General features: G+C 52.2%; 22 protein-coding genes. 4 read left to right on the top strand and 18 right to left on the bottom strand.

The window, feature by feature from the left end; all coding sequences use genetic code 11:
• Window positions 1-1635, bottom strand: coding sequence for an alpha-D-glucose phosphate-specific phosphoglucomutase (locus ACFQ2T_RS13600; protein WP_379035344.1), 1635 nt, complete (start codon window positions 1633-1635; stop codon window positions 1-3).
• A gap of 241 nt (window positions 1636-1876) precedes the next feature.
• On the opposite strand from ACFQ2T_RS13600, the gene pqqA (ACFQ2T_RS13595) reads away from it, so the two are divergent.
• A complete protein-coding gene (gene pqqA / locus ACFQ2T_RS13595) occupies window positions 1877-1948 on the top strand; it encodes a pyrroloquinoline quinone precursor peptide PqqA (protein ID WP_081624291.1) in 72 nt (23 codons plus the stop codon).
• Between the two features lie 99 nt (window positions 1949-2047).
• Here pqqA (ACFQ2T_RS13595) and ACFQ2T_RS13590 read toward each other — a convergent pair whose 3' ends face one another.
• The gene (locus ACFQ2T_RS13590; RefSeq protein WP_379035342.1) at window positions 2048-2863 is read right to left on the bottom strand and encodes a sulfite exporter TauE/SafE family protein; all 816 of its coding nucleotides are present in this window, start codon (window positions 2861-2863) and stop codon (window positions 2048-2050) included.
• A gap of 168 nt (window positions 2864-3031) precedes the next feature.
• Here ACFQ2T_RS13590 and ACFQ2T_RS13585 point away from each other — a divergent pair, with 168 nt between their 5' ends.
• A complete protein-coding gene (locus ACFQ2T_RS13585) occupies window positions 3032-3661 on the top strand; it encodes a LexA family protein (protein ID WP_379035340.1) in 630 nt (209 codons plus the stop codon).
• A gap of 56 nt (window positions 3662-3717) precedes the next feature.
• Here ACFQ2T_RS13585 and pqqA (ACFQ2T_RS13580) read toward each other — a convergent pair whose 3' ends face one another.
• Window positions 3718-3789 (bottom strand): pyrroloquinoline quinone precursor peptide PqqA, encoded by a 72-nt coding sequence (gene pqqA / locus ACFQ2T_RS13580; RefSeq protein WP_012777389.1) that lies wholly within the window; start codon window positions 3787-3789, stop codon window positions 3718-3720.
• Window positions 3790-3906: 117 nt separating this feature from the next.
• On the opposite strand from pqqA (ACFQ2T_RS13580), the gene ACFQ2T_RS13575 reads away from it, so the two are divergent.
• Window positions 3907-5274 carry a Y-family DNA polymerase gene (locus tag ACFQ2T_RS13575; RefSeq protein ID WP_379035337.1) on the top strand — a complete coding sequence of 456 codons (1368 nt, stop codon included), beginning with the start codon at window positions 3907-3909 and terminating at the stop codon, window positions 5272-5274.
• Window positions 5275-5329: 55 nt separating this feature from the next.
• On the opposite strand, the gene ACFQ2T_RS13570 is transcribed toward ACFQ2T_RS13575, so the two are convergent.
• Window positions 5330-5623 carry a DUF1330 domain-containing protein gene (locus ACFQ2T_RS13570; protein ID WP_379035334.1) on the bottom strand — a complete coding sequence of 98 codons (294 nt, stop codon included), beginning with the start codon at window positions 5621-5623 and terminating at the stop codon, window positions 5330-5332.
• Complete coding sequence (locus tag ACFQ2T_RS13565) at window positions 5620-6312, bottom strand: type 1 glutamine amidotransferase domain-containing protein (protein WP_379035332.1); 693 nt, start codon at window positions 6310-6312, stop codon at window positions 5620-5622. Before ACFQ2T_RS13565 ends, ACFQ2T_RS13570 begins: the two co-directional genes overlap by 4 nt.
• Window positions 6313-6436: 124 nt before the next feature.
• Between ACFQ2T_RS13565 and ACFQ2T_RS13560 the strand changes: the two genes are divergently transcribed.
• Entirely contained in the window at window positions 6437-7333 is an 897-nt protein-coding gene (locus tag ACFQ2T_RS13560; RefSeq protein WP_379035330.1) for a LysR substrate-binding domain-containing protein, read from the top strand.
• Between the two features lie 25 nt (window positions 7334-7358).
• On the opposite strand, the gene ACFQ2T_RS13555 is transcribed toward ACFQ2T_RS13560, so the two are convergent.
• From ACFQ2T_RS13555 to ACFQ2T_RS13495, 13 genes are all read right to left on the bottom strand, one after another.
• A complete protein-coding gene (locus tag ACFQ2T_RS13555; protein ID WP_379035328.1) occupies window positions 7359-7997 on the bottom strand; it encodes a response regulator in 639 nt (212 codons plus the stop codon).
• On the bottom strand, window positions 7994-9388 hold the full coding sequence (locus tag ACFQ2T_RS13550) for an ATP-binding protein (RefSeq protein WP_379035326.1): 1395 nt from the start codon (window positions 9386-9388) through the stop codon (window positions 7994-7996). The genes ACFQ2T_RS13555 and ACFQ2T_RS13550 overlap by 4 nt, the downstream gene beginning before the upstream one ends.
• A gap of 181 nt (window positions 9389-9569) precedes the next feature.
• Window positions 9570-10532 (bottom strand): beta-propeller fold lactonase family protein, encoded by a 963-nt coding sequence (locus ACFQ2T_RS13545; protein WP_379035324.1) that lies wholly within the window; start codon window positions 10530-10532, stop codon window positions 9570-9572.
• A gap of 238 nt (window positions 10533-10770) precedes the next feature.
• Window positions 10771-11724: a YVTN family beta-propeller repeat protein gene (locus ACFQ2T_RS13540; protein WP_379035323.1), complete on the bottom strand. Its 954-nt coding sequence runs from the start codon at window positions 11722-11724 to the stop codon at window positions 10771-10773.
• 138 nt (window positions 11725-11862) lie between these two features.
• Window positions 11863-12255 carry a thioredoxin family protein gene (locus ACFQ2T_RS13535; protein ID WP_379035322.1) on the bottom strand — a complete coding sequence of 131 codons (393 nt, stop codon included), beginning with the start codon at window positions 12253-12255 and terminating at the stop codon, window positions 11863-11865.
• Complete coding sequence (locus ACFQ2T_RS13530; RefSeq protein WP_379035321.1) at window positions 12252-12626, bottom strand: hypothetical protein; 375 nt, start codon at window positions 12624-12626, stop codon at window positions 12252-12254. Before ACFQ2T_RS13530 ends, ACFQ2T_RS13535 begins: the two co-directional genes overlap by 4 nt.
• Window positions 12627-12635: 9 nt before the next feature.
• Entirely contained in the window at window positions 12636-13232 is a 597-nt protein-coding gene (locus tag ACFQ2T_RS13525) for an SRPBCC family protein (RefSeq protein ID WP_379035319.1), read from the bottom strand.
• A 21-nt stretch (window positions 13233-13253) separates the two neighbouring features.
• On the bottom strand, window positions 13254-14246 hold the full coding sequence (locus ACFQ2T_RS13520; protein WP_379035317.1) for a vWA domain-containing protein: 993 nt from the start codon (window positions 14244-14246) through the stop codon (window positions 13254-13256).
• A gap of 119 nt (window positions 14247-14365) precedes the next feature.
• Window positions 14366-14968, bottom strand: coding sequence for a hypothetical protein (locus ACFQ2T_RS13515; RefSeq protein ID WP_379035315.1), 603 nt, complete (start codon window positions 14966-14968; stop codon window positions 14366-14368).
• Window positions 14965-15999 carry a vWA domain-containing protein gene (locus ACFQ2T_RS13510; protein ID WP_379035313.1) on the bottom strand — a complete coding sequence of 345 codons (1035 nt, stop codon included), beginning with the start codon at window positions 15997-15999 and terminating at the stop codon, window positions 14965-14967. Before ACFQ2T_RS13510 ends, ACFQ2T_RS13515 begins: the two co-directional genes overlap by 4 nt.
• 2 nt (window positions 16000-16001) lie before the next feature.
• The gene (locus ACFQ2T_RS13505) at window positions 16002-16931 is read right to left on the bottom strand and encodes a hypothetical protein (protein ID WP_379035311.1); all 930 of its coding nucleotides are present in this window, start codon (window positions 16929-16931) and stop codon (window positions 16002-16004) included.
• Complete coding sequence (locus ACFQ2T_RS13500; protein WP_379035309.1) at window positions 16928-17878, bottom strand: DUF58 domain-containing protein; 951 nt, start codon at window positions 17876-17878, stop codon at window positions 16928-16930. The genes ACFQ2T_RS13505 and ACFQ2T_RS13500 overlap by 4 nt, the downstream gene beginning before the upstream one ends.
• Before the next feature lie 26 nt (window positions 17879-17904).
• Complete coding sequence (locus ACFQ2T_RS13495) at window positions 17905-18924, bottom strand: AAA family ATPase (protein WP_379035307.1); 1020 nt, start codon at window positions 18922-18924, stop codon at window positions 17905-17907.
• Window positions 18925-18955: the final 31 nt, after the last annotated feature.

The raw sequence follows: 18955 nt of genomic DNA, 5'->3' as shown, positions 1-18955 counted from the left end.
TTAAGTAATGACAGTCGGCTGCTGCCTGCCGGTCAGTTGCGGCAACTGTGATATCTGGTTTGATACAGTAATCAGTTCAGCCAAGGCGTCCTGGGCATCCAGATGCTGCTGGGCAGGGTCTTCAGTGTAGGCTTCGAGATAAACGCGAATCGTCGCGCCTTCCGTGCCGGTACCGGACAAACGGATCACCACGCGCGAGCCGCAAACAAACAGGATACGCAGGCCCTGGCCGGAACTGACAGAGGCATCAATGGGATCTGTGTAACTGAAATCATCGACAGTGTTGACGGTGTAGCTGCCAAATACCTGCCCTGGCAAGCTGGCAAACTGTTGTTTGATATGGTTGATCACTGCCTGCGCATGCGCGGTAGGCACGGTTTCATAATCATGGCGGGAATACACATTGCGGCCATATTGCTGCCAGTGTTTGCGGACCAGTGACTCCACGCTCTCTCCGGTGGCGGCCAGCAAATTGAGCCAGCACAGCACAGCCCATAAACCGTCTTTTTCACGCACGTGGTCGCTGCCGGTACCAAAACTTTCTTCACCGCATAAGGTGACTTTTCCGGCATCCATCAGATTGCCGAAAAATTTCCAGCCGGTGGGCGTTTCATAACAAGCTATGCCGAGCTTGGCTGCAACACGGTCAACCGCACCGCTGGTCGGCATGGAGCGCGCCACACCTGACAAACCCTGGGCATAAGCAGGAATCAACTTGGCATTCGCGGCAATCAGCGCCAGACTGTCAGAAGGAGTTACGAAAAAACGGCTACCCAGAATCATATTGCGGTCACCATCGCCATCCGAGGCGGCTGAGAAATCAGGAGCTTGCGCGCCATAGGCCACTTTTACCAGGTCTTCGGCATAAGTCAGGTTAGGGTCAGGATGTCCGCCACCAAAATTCTCGGAGACTTCGCAGTTCATCAGGCTATCCACCGGCGCGCCCAGTCGGTTGACGAAGACTTCCTTGGCGTAAGGGCCGGTCACCGCATGCATCGCATCAAACTTGATGGTATGTCCGGCGGCCAGCCAGCGCTTGATTGCGGCAAAGTCAAACATGCTTTGCATTAAATCGGCATAGTCACTGACTGAGTCAATCACTTCCACCTCAAAGCCATCCAGTGTAGTGATGCCTATAGAAGACAAGTCCACCTCCGGTAGTTCGTCCACTATCTTGTACTGGCTAATCTGCCTGCTATTGGCAAAAATCGCATCGGTAATCTTTTCCGGTGCCGGGCCACCATTGCCGGTGTTGTATTTGATGCCAAAGTCATCGTCTGGCCCGCCAGGGTTATGGCTCGCGGATAAAATAATGCCGCCGAAGGTCCCATATTTGCGGATGATATTGGACGCAGCAGGCGTGGAAAGAATACCGTTCTGACCGACCAGTACTTTAGCAAAGCCATTGGCCGCGGCCATTTTGATAATCACCTGTATCGCTTCCTTATTATAGAAGCGGCCATCGCCCCCCACCGTTAAGATAGCGTCGGCGGGTATCTCCAGCGTATCAAAAATACTCTGTACAAAATTCTCCAGATAATGCGCCTGTTGAAATACACGTACTTTTTTACGCAAGCCGGAGGTGCCTGGCTTCTGGTCGGGAAATGGTTGGGTCGCTACAGTTTGAATCAGCATGCACATACACTCAGGTGATTAATGGGTTGCCTTGATTGTATTACAGATTGATGACAGTTTTTTTGCCATAGCAGCGATTCTGCATGACTTTTTTGCGATTCCCTCATCGCACAAACTACGTAAAATCATGAGCCGCTTTTACGTGATCACCTCAGTGTCATTTTGAAACACCGGCGTATAGTGGGAGTCATACAAGCACATCACATAGATGTACTGAGTTAACGACCAAAAGGAGACTATCATGTGGACTAAACCAGCTGCTACTGAAATGCGTTTTGGCTTTGAAGTAACAATGTACGTTATGAACAAATAATCAGCGCTTGTCTCAATGACAAGTTTGGGCTGAATAAAGAAAACCCGCTTAACAGCGGGTTTTTTGTTGCAAATTGCTTGCGTATAGGTGCCTGCGCATTTAGCCAACCTGCGACCAGAGCAAATTGACGCTCACACCCATCAGGAAAATGGCAAAGGTGCGTTTCAATACCTTTACCGGCAATCGTTTGGTCAGCGCCACACCTGCCGGAGCAAACAAGACACTGAACGGTGCAATCAGCATAATGGCTGGCAGGTAAAGCAAGCCAAAGGTATCCGGCGCATGAGCAGACTGGCGAATGGCATCTTGCACATAGCTGACCGTACTCGCCAGCGCGATGGGGAAACCCAGCACCGCAGAAGTACCGATCGCTTGCTTCACAGACACATGACGCATGGCAAGATAAGGCACCGTCAACGTGCCGCCACCAATCGATACCAGGGCGGAAATCACGCCTATCAATAATGCCACCAGGCTGATCTCCACGTTGCTGGGGACTTTGTGCCGGGTAGGTTTACGGTCTAGAAATAACTGGATCGCCGCATAAAAAGTGAATACGGCAAAGAACAGCGTTAGATAGAGAGCGTTCAGGTGTATCGCCACCAGCGTAGCCAGCAAAGAACCGACAAATGCCATAGGCACCATGGCCCATACATACGGCCAGACAATATTCTGGTTTTTATGATGCGCAGTAATGCTGGAAAGCGAGGTAAACACAATGCAGGCCATCGAAGTCGCCAGCGCCATATGAAAAGCGACATCCGCCGAAAATCCTTTTGCGACCAGAATAGCATGCAACATGGGCACCAGCACAATGCCGCCGCCTATGCCAAGCAAGCCGGATAATACGCCGACCACTACACCGATCAGGCAAAACAGCGCATATTGCTCAATAAAAAGTTGTAACCACTCCATACCCGCACCAGCCATGACAAAGCAGGACAGTATAACTGCTGGCCTGATGCAACTCCATGTGATTCAAAGCCGCTATACCAACGGACCTTGAAAATTAAAAATAATTAAGTTTAAGTAAATGCCAAACAAATCACTTACTCACATTTGATTGTTTGTTACAATCAATCAATGAGAGATCAACTTCAAAAACTAAAAGGTGGTAAAAGGCCAGGCGCAGGACGCAAGCCGGGGTCTACCACACGCCTGGAGGAAACAGTCGTTATCCGTATTCCTGCCAGCCAGAAGCCCGTGGTCAGCAACCTGATGGAAGCTTATGCAAAAAAACAGCGTTTTAACCAGTTAAAAGAAAACCTGGATCCGGTGGAAGTGTTTAATCAGCCAGTGGAGTATTTACAGCGTATCAGCCTGCCGCTGTTTGAATCCAAAGTCCCGGCAGGTTTCCCTTCGCCGGCAGATGACCATATGGAAGGCCGGCTGGATCCGAATGAATACCTGATTGACCAGGCCGATACCACTTTTTTTGTGACCATACAGGGCGACTCCATGATTGAAGCGGGATTGATGCCGGGCGATAAAGCGGTGGTTGATAAAGGCAAAATGGCAGTGGTAGGCGATATTGTGCTGGTCATGATTGATGGCGGATTCACCATCAAAACCCTGGCAAAACAGAAAGATGGCAACCCCAAGTTACTACCGGCCAATTCCTCCGGAAAGTATATGCCCATTCTTATCCAGGAGCCTATGCAGTTTCAAATATGGGGAGTGGTGACTGGTTCGTTCAGGCGTTTCCGGCAATAAAAAAACCGGCGCCATGCAAAACATGGGCAACCGGCTTTTTCTAACAATAGTACTGATTATTTGTTCATTACGTACATTGTTACTTCAAAGCCAAAACGCATTTCTGTAGCAGCTGGTGTAGTCCACATGTTGATCTCCTTGATTCAATTTTCGAACCGACACCGTGTCTGGTTCGTGTAAGTATTATCGACCGGCGAACTCAAATACCTGCTATTGCAGATCATGAACACCATTTAGAGAAATCCATGAACTCTCCCTCATTGTCAATGCACACCACACCATTCAAGCAGCCTGACAAGCGCGCAATCGCACTGGTGGATGTCAAAAATTTTTATGTCAGCTGTGAGTGTGTGTTCAACCCCAAATTACGCAACCGTCCTGTGGTTGTGTTAAGTAACAATGATGGTTGTGTGATATCCCGCAGTGCTGAAGCAAAAGCATTAGGCATCGCCATGGGCGCACCATGGTTTCAGATTCGCAAATTTCTTGAACAGGAAAACGTGTTTGTTCTATCCTCAAACTATGCCCTGTATGCCGATATGAGCAGTCGTTTGATGTCAATCTTACGACGATTCAGCCCGGTACAAGAAGTGTATTCGATAGATGAATCATTTCTGGATTTGACTGGATTCACGCATGTTGACCTGACTGAATATGCGCTAACACTGCGGCAAACTGTGCTGCAAGGCACTGATTTACCTGTGAGTGTAGGCATAGGCAAAAGCAAAACACTGGCAAAAATGGCTAGCCACTGTGCCAAACAAGATACCGCCTTCAACGGTGTATGTAACTTCAATGCGATGACTGAGGTTGATGTAGACGCTTGCTTGCGCGAGATTTCAGTCGCCAGTGTCTGGGGCATAGGCCGGGGTCTAGCCAAGCATATGCAGGATGAGGATTTTATGCAAAAGAGGCCTATTCACACGGCTTATGATTTAAAAATGAGTAACCCTGCCGTTATGCGCAAGAAATTTAGTGTCGTCATGGAAAAAACCGTGCGTGAACTGAATGGCACTACCTGCCTGGAACTGGAGCAGATACGCGGCCCACATCAGCAAATCCTCAGTACACGCAGTTTTGGCCAGACTGTGCGTGACCTGCAAACCTTGCAGGAAGCAGTCACCCTGTTGACCACACGCGCAGGCGAGAAGCTACGCCAGCGCCAGATGTTTGCCGGAAGTGTGTATGTCTATATCCGCACCAGTCCGTTCCGTGACAGCAAGCAGCAATACGATAATGGATTAAGCATTCCCTTGCATACTCCGACCAACAGCACCATGCGACTGGTTGAAGCGGCATTTAAAGCATTGAGACAGATTTACCGGCCTGGCTATGATTATATGAAAGCCGGTGTTTCATTAGGGGAGCTGGCGACGGCGCAGGCACAGCAACAGGATATGTTTGATACTTCCAGTACGCCTGACAAGTCAGTGCGGCTGATGCAGACCATAGATAGCATCAATCAAAAAATGGGCAGGGCCACCATTAAACTCGCCAGTGAAGGCGTGCAAAAACACAAACAGGCAGTCATTAAACAGCACTGGCGGATGAAGCAGGAAATGATGAGCCCTCGCTACACCACGCACTGGGACGAGTTGCTGAAAGTCAACTAAATCTGATGAAAGTAACTTCCATTTACAGACTCAGGCATGGCCACCTGCAGTCATGTCAGGTATCAATTCCTTCTACGATAAATACCCGGTATTGCGCTCCTTGATGTCGATGTTTGACTGCGGCTTGATATTTGGGGCTGTTGTACCAGGCTTTGGCTGCTTCGGCATTAGTGAACCGGTGAATCAAGCAGCCTTCAAATGACTGACCTTCCAGAATATCCAGGGCGCCATATCTTGCCAGCGGAGTCACCGAATGCCCCTCTCGGGCGAGAGGGGCCTGGCTGGCATAGATATCCATTTCTGCCTGATCCGTGGTTTGTTCACGCAGCATGACCACATAGGCACTCATGCTGACTGTGCTTCTTTTAAAAAGTGAACCAGCGTTTCGGCTGCAAGCGCTGAAGAAGCCGGGTTTTGCCCGGTGATCAGCAAACCATCCTGTACTACATACGGCTGCCAGTCCGAGGTTTTAGAGTAATGGCCGCCTTTTGCGGTTAATTCATCTTCCACCAGGAAAGGTACCACATCGGTCAACTCCACAGCAGCCTCTTCAGAATTAGTGAAACCGGTGACTTTTTTGCCTGCCACCAGTGGGCGACCATCGGGATTTTTGGCATGACGTAATACGCCTGGCGCATGGCAAACGAGGGCAACTGGTTTACCTGCTGCCAGCGTAGCCTCAATCAGGCCAATAGAATCCTGGCTTTCGGCCAGATCCCATAACGGACCGTGACCGCCCGGATAAAACACTGCATCAAATGCCTGATGCGAGACTGAATGCAAAGGCACAGTATTCGCCAAAGCCTGGGTAGCTTCTGCATCATTTTCGAAACGCCTGGTATCGTCAGTTTGAAACGCAGCCTCGTTACTTTTGGGGTCCAATGGTGGTTGCCCGCCTTTAGGTGAAGCCAGTGTCAGTTGCGCACCGGCTTGTTTGAAAGCGTAATAAGGCGCGGCAAGCTCTTCCAGCCAGAATCCGGTTTTAAGGCCGGTATTACCCAGGGTGTCATGCGAGGTGAGTACGATCAATATATTCATATGAGTGCTCCAGTCTTGATTAATAAATTTATTTACGTGTGTTGGTGATGGAATAATGAACGCTTTGATTCCATTTATGAAATTTATTATGTATATTTAAGTTATTCATATTGTGAATAACTTAATGCGTTACGACCTGAACTTATTACGCGTGTTTCTGGCACTGATGGAAGAGCGCAGCGTCACCCGCGCTGCTGACCGGTTGGGCATCACCCAACCCGCTTTATCTAATTCGCTGAACCGACTGCGGGATATCCTGCACGACCCCTTGTTCATCCGTGAACGCTATGGCATGCAACCCACCCCAAAAGCGGAAGAACTGGCGCCTGTCATCATGGAAGCGATTGGTCAGCTGGATGGCCTGGTTTTCGGTCAGCAGGCGTTTGACCCCACACAATCAAATATGTTGGTCACCATTGCACCAAACAGTTATGTGGAATACGTGCTGATTCCGGCCGTGGTCGCCAGGTTGCAGGCACTGGCACCGGGAATCAAATTACGAATAATGCCTTATGGAAACGATCTTGCCGAAACAGGCGTGATCTCGGGGACAACTTCACTGGTCATGGGCAGGTTTGTGGACCCGCCTGACAACCTGGTGGTGCAGCATTTGATGGATGATAGCCTGGCCTGTGTTGTCAGGGCCGATCATCCGGACATTGGCGATACCATCACAAAGGCGCAATACGAAACGATGAAACATGTGAATGTGATGCCGCCCGGCAAAATGCGCGCAGGCTTATTCCAGGCCCTGGACCGCCATGGACTGAAACGTGAAGTCGCGGTGTCAGTCACACATTTTCTTTCGGTGCCGGAAGTCATCGCGACTACAGATTACTGCACTACCCTGCCCAGCCACATATGTCGTCGCCTGCTGGGTGACACACGCCTGAAGATTCTGCCTACGCCCGTGGATCTGGGTACTTTCCCGATTGATATGGCCTGGCATGTGCGATACCGGCATGACCCGGCGCATCGCTGGCTACGGACTATGATAGAAGAAGTGGCCAGATCAGTTTAGTGATGTGGGATAAAACAGGCTGAAGTTACTCTGCATCAATCAAGCCGTGTTTCATCGCCAGGCGCACCATTTCCACCGGACTGTTGACCGACAACTTTTGCTTGATCAGCGTGTAGTAGTTGGCGACAGTTTTCTGGCTGATTTTCAGCATATCAGCTACTTCCTCGACCCGTTTACCTTCAGCCAGCAAGCGGAATACTTCGAACTCGCGCGAGGTCAGCTGCTGTAACGGGTTACTCTCGCCTATCAATGTTTGCAGCGCGACCTTTTGTGCTACATCCTGACTGAGGAAAGTACGGCCTTTGGAGACATCCAGCACGGCTTGCAACAGGTCATCAGCGACACCGGTTTTAGTGACATAGCCTTTGACACCGGCCTTGAGCGCCTGTGCGGCAAAAGAGACTGCCTCATGCATGGAAAAGATCACGATTTTGGCATGCGGGTAGCGCTGCAAGATACGCTTGGCCGCTTCCAGCCCACCCATGCCCGGCATGGAAATATCCATCAGTACGACATCTGGCGATACTTCGCCATAAATCTGGTAGGCCATCTCGCCGGTATCCGTCTCGGCCACGATTTCTATGGATTTGTGGCTTTCCAGTAGCCGACGCAAGCCTGAACGCACGACAGTGTGATCATCGACTAAAACAACTTTAACAGTCATGGTGCGGTGCCTCTAAGTCTCTCTTCTTTAAATTTCTCTGTGTTATGAAAGCGTACTTCTATCCGTGTCCCTTGTCCGGGTGCACTGGTGATATTCATGGACCCCATGAGTCCCTCCACCCGCTCCTGCATACCAGCCAGGCCGTAACCGCGGCTGGGGAGAGAGGTATCAAAGCCGCGGCCATCATCCTCTACACGCATGTATAAACCATCCTCCGCATCTGTCACCACTATCGACACCCGGCTGGCCGCCGCATGCTTGCTGATATTGGTCAGGCACTCCTGCAATATGCGGTAGACCGTCACCGCTACCGACTCATCCGGTTGCGAAAGATGATTGGATATCTCGTTCACCACCATGATATTGCGGTTCCTGTCATGCCAGTGGTGTATCAACTCCGCCAGCGCCAGGCTCAGCCCCAGTTCATCCAGCACGCGCGGACGCAAGCGGGCCAGTAAATCCTGAATGGTGAACATCATCTGCCGGGTGATCTGCGCAATCGCTGTCGCACTCTCACGCGCGACAGTGAGTTTCTTGGCTGCCACCATGGCACTGGCATCGATATGCACTGCCGTTAAATACTGCCCGATTTCATCATGCAGGTCACGCGCAAGCTTTTTACGTTCTTCTTCCTGCAGGTGAATAATCTGTTGGGTCAGCCGGTGGTTATTACGTATGCTCTGCTCCAGCGTGCTTGCCATGCGGTTGAACTTGTCACTGATTTCACTGAGTTCAATCTGTTCAAAACCCGGCAACCGGCTCTGGTATTCACCATGCTCAATCTGGTTCAGGCCTTGAATAATCTGCTTGACCGGCTTGAAGGTGGCCCTCACCGTCCAGTAGACAAATAGCAGCACACTTAACCCGAACAAGCCCACAATCGCCAGCAGGCCGGAAGTATCTTCCCAGATTTCACGCAGTTCAAAACTGGGGTCTGGCGTAATCACCAGCTCACCGATAAACCGCCCATTCAAAATAATATTCTTGCGCTTGGGCTCATTCAGCACGCTGGAAATATCCAGCAGGCTCACAAACCAGCGAGGCGGATCTTCGCCATCATGCTCCTCGCGCATAGAACGGTTAGACTCGCGCAAATGACCGGCAGGATCGAAAAAATCCACTTTCAGATGCCGGATATTCGTCAGCTCATCCAGGCGAAAAATATTGATTTCGCCTTTTTCGCCACGGTTAAGCCAGCCAAAATCGGTCATGTAATGTGCGATTTCGGCATCGAGCAAATGGATCACCAGATTGGTTGTGGACTCCACTTCTGCCAGCACATCTTCACGCGCATTTTTTACTACTGAAACTGCCCAGGTGAGCAACAACCCAATCAGTAACAGGGTAATAGTCAGGTTGAGTTTGAACTGTAAACTGAAGGATTTCATCATGCTCAAAGGATTGTAAGGTGTATTCACCAAAAACTTTCGGGAATTTTTCCCTACTCATGCGCGGGCATAGTGAGAAAACCACTCTATTATAGGATGGTCGGACCAGAACTGTAAGCAAGACAGGCGAGTGCAGGCAACTGGCCTGAACCCCGCTGACAGTGAAGACTAATGCATGGAAACTCTAATGTATGACCACACCCCAGGGCAGATTACCCACCGGGATATCCTTAATCTTGGTATTGGTTTGAGTATCAATCACCGAGACGTTATTACTGCGGCCATTAGCGACATACAGTTTTTTGCCGTCCGGCGTCAGCGCCATATTCCATGGCCGTTGACCGACAGGCACTGTCGCAATCACCTCGCGGCCGGGGGTATCAATCACACTCACATTATGGTCGCCGCCATTGCTGACATAGATACGGTTGCCATCGGCATTGACCTTGACGCCGTTAGAGCGCAGCCCTACTTTGATATTAGCTTGCACTTTCCAGTCTGTTGTTGAAACGATTTCCAGCAAACTGGCAGCTTCGTTAGCGACATAAGCCCATTGGCCATCCGGACTAAAGCCAATGCCACGCGGATGTTTGGTGGCTGCAATCAAATGTTCGGATTTGAGAGATTTTAAATTAATCACATCGACATCATTACTTTCTTCATTACTCGCCAGCAGCCATTGCTGGTCAGGTGAAAACACGCAATGTTCGGGATTTTTGCCCTGGGTGGCAATGGTGTGTTTTACCTTGTTAGTTTGCAGGTCGACCAAAGCGACAGCATTCTCTTCCTCCAGGCAGGCTGCGAGCAGTTTGCCATCCGGTGAAATGTCTATGCCCTCAGGCTCATCGCCCACTTTGATCAAGGCGGTTTGTTTGTTTTTTTGCGTATCCACTACCGAGACGGCATTTTTATCGCGCACCACTACATACAGTTTTTGATTGGTGGAATGAATGGCCGCTGCCTGGACTTTTTTACCCAGCCTGCCTTTGGCTGGCAACAGTTTCACCACTTCATCAGTCTGCGTATCAATGACAGTCACTGTGCCATCCTTTTCATTAGGCACATACGCAAATGGTTGGGAAAATACCGGGAAACAGAAGCAGGCGAATACACTGGCGATGAGTGTGTGCTGTAATTTTTTTTGCATAGAGCATCCTTAAAAAAAATCGGCCGGTTGCTGCAACAACCGGCCTGAACATGGAGATATACTTTATGCAAATCAATCAAATTCAGAATTTAAATTGATAGTTGCATCTTATGCGTTCAGGTTTCCAACCAACAGCGTCATGCTTCCCGATTTATCCGGGAAAGTTTCCCGATATCCGGCCACTCACCGTTTCCATCCTGCCTGTTAATCTAGTTACTCACATTTACCGCAGTGCCAGCTAAGGCACACGGCCTGTGAACTGGCCAAATGCCCGCGGCTGCGAGCCAACTTCAATGGATGGCTTTAACGTCAGGCTGCGGCTATCGATCACCGCCAGCACATTATCCATCCAGCTGGCCACCAGTACTTGCTGCCGCGCAGCGTCGTAGGCGAGGCCTTCCGGTGTCCCCGGCACGCGTATCTTGCGCAGCATCTGCTGGCTAGTCAGGTCAATCACAGTCACGCTATCTTCACCGGTATTAGTCACATACAAATACCGTCCGGTACTATCTGTGGTCGCGCAATAAGGATGCTCGCCAACTGCCAGCATATTCACTACCTTGTGGCTGGCCGTGTCTATGACACTGACATTATTTGAATACACATTTACTACAAACAACTGCTTACCATCGGGACTTAAACTCAGTCCGAACGGATGCTGCCCGACTTTGATACGCTGTAATTCCTTGCGCGAGCGCGTATCAATCACACTGACATCATTGCTATCCCGATTAGCCACATACAGAGTGGCATCGTCGTGCGCCAGCCGCATGCCGCCTGGTGCACGGCCGACCTGTATTTGCACTACTACCTGCCCGCTTCTGGCAAGCACCAGCAAGTGATCGTGATACCAGTCAGCGACATACACCTGATCGCCTGCGTTGTTCACCGTGAGTCCCACCGGCGCCATCGGCAAAGCAATCGTGTTGGTGACTTGCTGGCGCTGCATATCAATCACCGATAGCGAGTGCCCTTCCACATTGCTGACATAGACCAGTTGATTGCGGTTATCCACGGCGACGCCTACCGGTGCCTTGCCTACTGCAATGGTGTTCACTACCTTATGCTGCTGCAAATCGACGACAGACACTGTATGCGCACCCTGGTTAGTGATATAGGCATAGTCTGCCGCCTTGCCGCACACCGGCAGGCACAGCACACTACATAACAGGGCAATAAATGGCTGCGTCAATGACTTCGCTGACAATCGTTGTATAGGCAAATGATAGGCTTTTATTGGAGACGGGACTTGAGACGGCGTCCTGCAACAGGTCAGGAATCTTTCATCCTGAAATCGGGAACTGATGGTGAATACTGTTGAAGACCGGCATTAACCGGCTGCGGGTTTTTGTGAAAAGTGCGTGTTCACCTCTGTCATATCCAGCGATTGCCACATATGCACATGATGATCAAATTCATGCACTTGCATGGCACCGGTCACCATATCCACCACCACGCGGTCACGAATCACCATCAGGGCAGGCACCTGAGCAACCCTGAAATTGGCCACCAGATCGGTGGCTACATCAATATCCGCAACAGCAAACACGATGTGCGGATATTGTGCGGCGACCCCGGCAAATACCGCCGCAAAAGGCTGGCATGGTTCACACCACTTTGCCGTAAACAGGATGATCAGAAAGTCATGACTGGTCACGCATTGATTAAACTGTACCTGACTGTCTATGGTCACTGGCATGACCGCTTTAGCTGTAATGCTCATGGCGACTCCTTGCGAAATGGTGCGCCCGCCACCGGCAGGCGTTTGATGGTACTCAGGGTCCAGTGTTGTGGCCCGGCAAGACTGTGCGAGCAACCCAGCTCTTTTTCAGGTTCCTCAGCGGTGAGTATGTGCCTGGTATGGTCCGCCGTTTGCACCTGCATAAACCAGCGGTCTACCCATACCTCTACCGGCCCCTCCTGCAAGATGGTGGCAGCATCTGTCAGCTGCACTGAAACCAATTTTCCGCCATGCGCTAGGCATAGCGAATCATCGGTTTCAACCAGCCTGGCCGGTCCTTGTTCAAGGGACTCTGCTAGGCAGGATTGACAGGTCAGCAGCAGAACAAACAGAAAGTGCTTACTCACACGCATGCGAATCCTTTAGGCACACACAGACATGCCCAGGGTCTTGAACACTGGCCGCATGGCGACGCAAATCTTATTGCGCCAGCCGGTGTTGCCCGCCGCAGCTGCATTCTGGCGGCCGTCTTTCAGGCCTTGCAGGCCTTCTTTGACAAACGTATCCACCGCACTTTTGGCAGACTCATCATCCTGGCCGGCTGGTGGCTCATTGCCGGTAAACGCGCGGTAGTAACGCGCGGTCCAGGTGACTTTGGCATTGGCCCCATCTGCGGCGACTTTGATCTTGCCATTCAGCGAACTGACCGGCAGTGCTTCCAGGTCGATATCACCAGACAAACGGTAAGACACCGTCATATCGGCGGCTGAGACTTCATCAATCTCTTGCAGCAGCTGTTTGCCATTTTTAAGCGTGATTTTTTGCTGCTTTTCATTCACCGCTACACATGCCGTCACTTGCGGGTGCCACTGTGCGATACCACAAGCGGCGCTGACACGTTTCCACACCGCGTCTGCTGCTGCATTCACCTGAATGGATTCATCGGTTTTCTGCGGTGTCGGGCCATGCGCCCAGGCATTGGCACTCATTAATCCGATCAGTAATAAAGACCACTTCATTGTTGCTCCTTCTCAAAAAAACTAAACCTGTTGTTTACTTAAAATCTGTTGCTTACTTAAAAGTTTTAGTGACCGCAAGCCAGACCAGCGTCGCGCCAGCCACTTGACCCAGCGACTACCGGCAAATGTCAGCAGCAGGTATGCCAGCCAGCACACAATGGCGGGCACGGCCAGCCATGGCCTGAGATCGGTATCGGCCCAGCGCCAGGCCGTCATGCCCAAGCCGGTCGCCCAGCCACTGCTTTGCCCTGATTGCTCCAGTCGCACGTAATTCAGGCCGGTGGTATCCGCCAGGCGTTGCAGGTTTTGTTCATCCAGTGCCGAGAGGTGGGCGTTGTTCAGCAAATTAGTCCCCGGACCGTGACCGGCATTGCGGTCATGCTGGCCTTGTTCCATCGCCAGGACTGACAAAGTCTCGGCCATGCCGAAATTGCCAAATCGCTGTACTTCTTCCTGTTCCCAATAGCCGGAAACCCCATTTTTTTCATCCAGTTTGGGGATTTTTCTGGCGACCGGCTTACCCATACCGACCAGGTAACCCTGCACATCGCCCGGCTTACCGGCATAGCCGGGCATGTATTTGGGGTTGGCAGGCGGTGCCTGCTGGCCATCAGTGAAAAACATCACGCGTATCTGTTTGCCTAATTCCGGCGCCTGTTCCAGGGCGTTGTACAGGCCATGCGCAATAAACGAGTCAGCGGCCCAGGCCATGCGCCAGTCCATGCTGGCAACGGTCTGGTCCAGCGCGGCATAATGGGCACAGACTTCTACCGGCTCCACCACATTCACCACGTTGCGCTCGGTAAACATACCTAGCGCCACCTGCGAACCGCAAGGCAAAGCAGACAAGGTTTTGCGTATGCTTTGCTTGGCCATCTGTAAGCGGCTGATACTTTTGCCAGTCACCTGGTAGTCCGGCACATTCATGCTTTGCGTGATATCGACCACGAAATACCAGTCATAGACGCGGTTGGGCAGCATCAGGTGTGGCCGGAACAAGATAATAGTAAGCAATAAAAATGCTGCGATAAGGCATATTTTGCGCCAGGCATGCAGCCTGGACCCTTGCCCAGACCAGGCTCCCGCCAGACCATTTGCGACTGCTCGCCATGCCTCAGAAAACCGCAGACGCATCAGGGCATGCCTCTCGGGTTACCCGGCATGGCTGGCCAGCCACTGGGCTCTTCTTCGGCCTTGATCTGCTCGTCCTCATATTGCTGTGGGCCGGACATGCCGTGCGTGGTGGGTGCCAGGCGCAAAGCCAGGTGATAGTTATATTTCACCTCAGACCAGTCCGGCTCCGCCCGTAGTGCTTTCTGGTAACTTTCCTTGGCCAGGGCCACCAGTGGGCCCGCTTCGTCCCAGGCCGGCAAGCCGCGTTGTTCCAGCAAGCGGATCGCTGTGCGCAGGTAAATATTGCCGGAATTAAAATAGGCTTGTTGCCGTAGTAAATCTCCCTCAGGCAGCTTGCTGATCAGGTCGGCATAGGCTGATAATGCCTGCTCGGGCTGAAGCTGGTTATCGTAAAACACGGCATTGGCAAACAAGGCCTGCGGCGTCTGGTTAGCACCAAGCAACATGTTTTCAATCAATACATGCGGTTGCAGGCTGCGACGGTAGACTTCAGCCTGATAGATATCTATCGCTTGCCTGATCAGCATCACCACTGAAATCAATATCAATAGCCCGGCCCATAACACGCCACGCCGTAGGATGCCCGCCAGTTTTTTATTCATGCCTGCCACCGTTTCAATTCCAATGCATACAAACACATCAAACACACAACCGCCAGCCAGGCCAGGGCATAGGCATACTGGCTCAGATCCTGCCGCGACACGGGCTCCAGGTATCTGGTCGGTTTATTTTTCAGTGTGGAGATATCGCGCACCGCCGCCATCACCGCCTCCGGGTTTTCAGCTTCATACACGCGGTATGGCACATTCAGGGTCTGGAAATATTCATGCAGGGCATACTCAGGGTATACATCGATATTTTCACCTTCAGCCAGGCTTTCCTTGAGGCTGACACCGCTTTCAGAGCGCAGGTAAATCCAGTACAGAGACGCCTTCTGGCGCATGAACATGGCGCGTAACATATCCTGGGTTTTGCCATCCAGGTGCGCGCCGCCGTCCGACACCAGCACCATGGCACGGGCGCCGGTAACCGGCTGGTCGGCAAAGTAATCCAGCGCCATGCCCAAACCACGTGCCACGGCGGTAAAGCCCATGCCACCGGCTTCGGTAGCATCCAGTGCCGCCTGGACAAAGCTGCGGTCATTACCCAGCGGCGCCGCCAGGATAGGTGAGGTACTGAAAGTGACCATGCCCATCAAATCATCATGCCCTTGTGCCACCAGGGTTTTCAGCACATTCCTGGCTACTTCCATTTTGGGTACGCGTGACTGAGCATCAACGCCTTTTTTCGCAAACGGCTCATTCATACTGGCACTGCGATCCAGCACGATCATGACATGTGCACCTCGCCCTACTTTTTCCACATATTGCGATTTCAGGTATGGGCCGGTGAGCGCCAGGCTGAGGGCCAGTATCAATAAGCTCAATGCAATCTTCCACACGCGATCCAGCCATGCGGAGAGCGGGTCGCTGGGTAAACCTTGCAACGCCGGATGCGGAAAATTCATTTGCCCGCGCAATACCCATGGCAATACCGCCAAAGGCAACAACAGCAATGGCCAGAAATCCGCCAGCCCCCAGTGCTCATTAAAGCCGGACGCCAGTAACAGGGTTTGCGCACCTTCCTGCCACATGCTCAGGAAATCTCCACATGGCTTAAGGTTCTGGCCAGCTGTTTCAACTCATTCAGAGAGGAAGAAACCGGTTGACCGGCAAAAAACGCTTGCTGCACATCCTGGTAAAACCGTTTTAATGCATCGTTGTAAGGCGTGATAGCTGACTGGCTGGCAACCAGCCTGGGCAAGTTTTCGGCGGTGACGGCGTATCCGGCAAACTGATCGACTGCGCGGCTGATCAGGCGCATGGCCTGCATGCGGGTTTCATTCCGGTCTTGCCTGAATCTGCGTATACCATGCCATGCCTGCCTGAACGGCATGCGATTCTCCTGAGGCAACTGGATCCAGCCCAGATACCATCCCATATAAACCAGGCCTGCACTGAGTAAAAACAGCCAGCCAGCCAGTTGCCGTAACTGATCAGAGAGCGGCCACTCGGGCAAAGGTGCATCCGGGTAAAGTTTGACATGCTCGGCATCAATCCGCGCTGGCAGCAGGCTGGACACAATGACCTTGTCAGCTGGCACATCTATCGCCAGGCGTTGCTGGTCGCGTTTGAATTGCAGGTGCAGGTTTTTTAAGGGTATGGTTTTCACCGTATCGCCAGCGACAAATATCTGCCAGTCGATCTCAAGCGCAATCAGGCGCTCGTTTTTGCTATCACTGTTTGTCCAATGGGCTTTCCTGAGCTCTATCGCTTCATTTTGTGCAGGCGCTGGCAAACTGGCAGCGTCCAGTTCATAGCCGGGCGGCACATGCAAGGTAATATGCTGCCGCGCAATACTGCCGAGGGTGTAGTCGGTTTCACGGGTGTGGCTTTCGGCGCGTGGCAGGAAATTGACATCGTCCGCATATGAGGATGGCACCACAGCCAGCCACAGCAGGCTACAGGCCAGTTTCAATATCCATTTTTGTGTTTGGCCATGCATGGCACGCAACCCCATAGTCATGACATGCTCTCCATCAAATGACGACTGACTTCCTCGGCACGCCAGCTTGGGCTTAGCCATAAAAGTGAACGTGTGCCTGCTTTTAAAAATCGTGCATTGAGTGACTGTTTTTGCTGTTCAGCATGATGCGCGATTTGCTGGTGCAACCCTCGCCTCAGCATCCAGCTGCGTTCTTCGCCGGTTTCCATATCACGCAGTCTTGCCCAGCCAAAGCCGGGTAAGCCCGCAGTGGCGGCACGGTCACGTAACACAACCGGAATCACATCGTGGTGCTGCCCGGACTGCAGGGTCTGTTGCAGCAAGTTATCCGGCCAGTAAAAGTCAGACAGCAGGAATACCAGCGCGCGTTGTGAACCTAGCGACATGAGAGTATCCGGAATAGCACTGGCGCTACGGCCATGGTCATGACCTGATGTTTGTGCCTGTTGCCAGAAGCGGGTGATTTGCTGTGCCACCGCCTGTGCTGTGCCGGGCTGGAAACTGGGTAACACTTGCCAGGCCAGTTGTTCATTATCGTCCGCCGCACGCATGCCAAATGCATCACCCTGCCGGTTGGCAGACCAGGCCAGGGATGACACAAACTCCGTCACCTGCTGGCGCATATTGGCTTCGCCCTGGAAAAACATGGAGCTGGACACATCGACAATGGCATACACACGCACAGCAGCACGTTCCAGGTAGGTCCTGACCAGCCATTGCCTGGGTACGGTGCGCACGCTGGCGCGGATATCGATGCGTTTCGGGTCAGGGCATGCCAGCAAGGTGGCAAACCCGGCAAAGTCACTGCCATTACCGTGGTGCGTGGTCAGGGTGGCCCCGGCGTGATAAGAGCGGGAACGCCAGTTGATATCGTAAAAAAACTGGCGCGGCTCAAACCCAGCGTGTACGTGTAGCGAAGAGGGTGTCATCTCGGAAGCATTCACCGTGGGTGCTGACAGGATAGCCATAAGCGTAAAAACAGACTGCCGCCAGACTAGGGGGCAGACACCTTGTCCAGAACGGCTTGCAACAACAACGGTGCCAGCCGCGCATGTTGCAAGGCATAAGCGCCATTGAAAAAGACCCTATGTGTCATCACAAACGACCACACCGCACGGATATCGTCCGGCGTTAAATAATCGCGGCCTTTTATCCAGGCACGCGTTCGCGCACTGCGCATCAGCATGGCGGTTCCGCGCGGGCTGGCGCCGCCAGCCAGCAAACGCGACATATCCACATCGGGCAACTGGATACCGGCTCCCACCGGGTCTTTCAATGCCCGCCATAAATCAACGGCATATTCCTGCAATGCGATTTCGGCCCTGACTGTGTTTTGTATGGTTTCCGCGACCAGGTTTAACTGGTCATAGGGCGTTAATCCAGCGGGTAATGTCGCGATCAGTGCATCCACATCATAAAAACGGGTGTCGAACATCAATGCCCGCTGCAGCTCACGCGCATCCGGCGCCTGCACGGCGATCTCCATCAGAAAGCGGTCACGCGCGGCGGCCGGGATTTCAAAGGTTTCTTCACGTTCCAGCCGGTTGCGGTCGGCAAATACGGTCAGGTGCGGGAAACGGTATTCGCGGTTAAAGGCATTCACCGAACGTTCGGCCATCAAGCGTAAAAACAGGGCATGTGCCTGTGGGCGGGCGCGGTTGATTTCGTTAAAGAAAAACACCGCCAGCGCTTCATCGTGCTGCAACAACGGGCCGGGTTTAACCGCTGCCTGGCCTTGCTCATTGATATAGGCATGGTAAAGAAAATCACTGGGCATCAGGTCAATCGCGCCTTCTATCCGCTGATAACCGCCACCCAGGAGCTGGGCGGCTGCACGTAACAGAGTGGTCTTACCTACCCCGACATCGCCTTCCAGCAGCACGTGGCCGCGTGAAAAAATGGCAATGGTCAGGGCGCGTGTTTGCTCCGGCATGCCCACCACCACGGTGTTGAGGGCTTGTTCAAACGCCAGGGCGCGCTCCCGCCATGCGGGTAATTCAATTTTATTTTCCATACACTATCCATGATTCAGGATGAAACAGACC

The sequence above is a fragment of the Methylophilus flavus genome (assembly GCF_042678905.1).
GTDB lineage: Bacteria > Pseudomonadota > Gammaproteobacteria > Burkholderiales > Methylophilaceae > Methylophilus > Methylophilus flavus.
The sequence above is the reverse complement of the archived record's forward strand: the minus strand, read 5'-3'. Positions and strand labels throughout refer to the sequence as shown.

Coding starts and splice junctions, on each gene's coding strand:
- ACFQ2T_RS13600 (WP_379035344.1), bottom strand. CDS start 1,635: ATGCTGATTCAAACTGTAGCGACCCAACCATTTCCCGACCAGAAGCCA.
- ACFQ2T_RS13590 (WP_379035342.1), bottom strand. CDS start 2,863: ATGGAGTGGTTACAACTTTTTATTGAGCAATATGCGCTGTTTTGCCTG.
- ACFQ2T_RS13585 (WP_379035340.1), top strand. CDS start 3,032: ATGAGAGATCAACTTCAAAAACTAAAAGGTGGTAAAAGGCCAGGCGCA.
- ACFQ2T_RS13575 (WP_379035337.1), top strand. CDS start 3,907: ATGAACTCTCCCTCATTGTCAATGCACACCACACCATTCAAGCAGCCT.
- ACFQ2T_RS13570 (WP_379035334.1), bottom strand. CDS start 5,623: ATGAGTGCCTATGTGGTCATGCTGCGTGAACAAACCACGGATCAGGCA.
- ACFQ2T_RS13565 (WP_379035332.1), bottom strand. CDS start 6,312: ATGAATATATTGATCGTACTCACCTCGCATGACACCCTGGGTAATACC.
- ACFQ2T_RS13560 (WP_379035330.1), top strand. CDS start 6,437: ATGCGTTACGACCTGAACTTATTACGCGTGTTTCTGGCACTGATGGAA.
- ACFQ2T_RS13555 (WP_379035328.1), bottom strand. CDS start 7,997: ATGACTGTTAAAGTTGTTTTAGTCGATGATCACACTGTCGTGCGTTCA.
- ACFQ2T_RS13550 (WP_379035326.1), bottom strand. CDS start 9,388: ATGATGAAATCCTTCAGTTTACAGTTCAAACTCAACCTGACTATTACC.
- ACFQ2T_RS13545 (WP_379035324.1), bottom strand. CDS start 10,532: ATGCAAAAAAAATTACAGCACACACTCATCGCCAGTGTATTCGCCTGC.
- ACFQ2T_RS13535 (WP_379035322.1), bottom strand. CDS start 12,255: ATGAGCATTACAGCTAAAGCGGTCATGCCAGTGACCATAGACAGTCAG.
- ACFQ2T_RS13530 (WP_379035321.1), bottom strand. CDS start 12,626: ATGCGTGTGAGTAAGCACTTTCTGTTTGTTCTGCTGCTGACCTGTCAA.
- ACFQ2T_RS13525 (WP_379035319.1), bottom strand. CDS start 13,232: ATGAAGTGGTCTTTATTACTGATCGGATTAATGAGTGCCAATGCCTGG.
- ACFQ2T_RS13515 (WP_379035315.1), bottom strand. CDS start 14,968: ATGAATAAAAAACTGGCGGGCATCCTACGGCGTGGCGTGTTATGGGCC.
- ACFQ2T_RS13510 (WP_379035313.1), bottom strand. CDS start 15,999: ATGTGGCAGGAAGGTGCGCAAACCCTGTTACTGGCGTCCGGCTTTAAT.
- ACFQ2T_RS13505 (WP_379035311.1), bottom strand. CDS start 16,931: ATGACTATGGGGTTGCGTGCCATGCATGGCCAAACACAAAAATGGATA.
- ACFQ2T_RS13500 (WP_379035309.1), bottom strand. CDS start 17,878: ATGGCTATCCTGTCAGCACCCACGGTGAATGCTTCCGAGATGACACCC.
- ACFQ2T_RS13495 (WP_379035307.1), bottom strand. CDS start 18,924: ATGGAAAATAAAATTGAATTACCCGCATGGCGGGAGCGCGCCCTGGCG.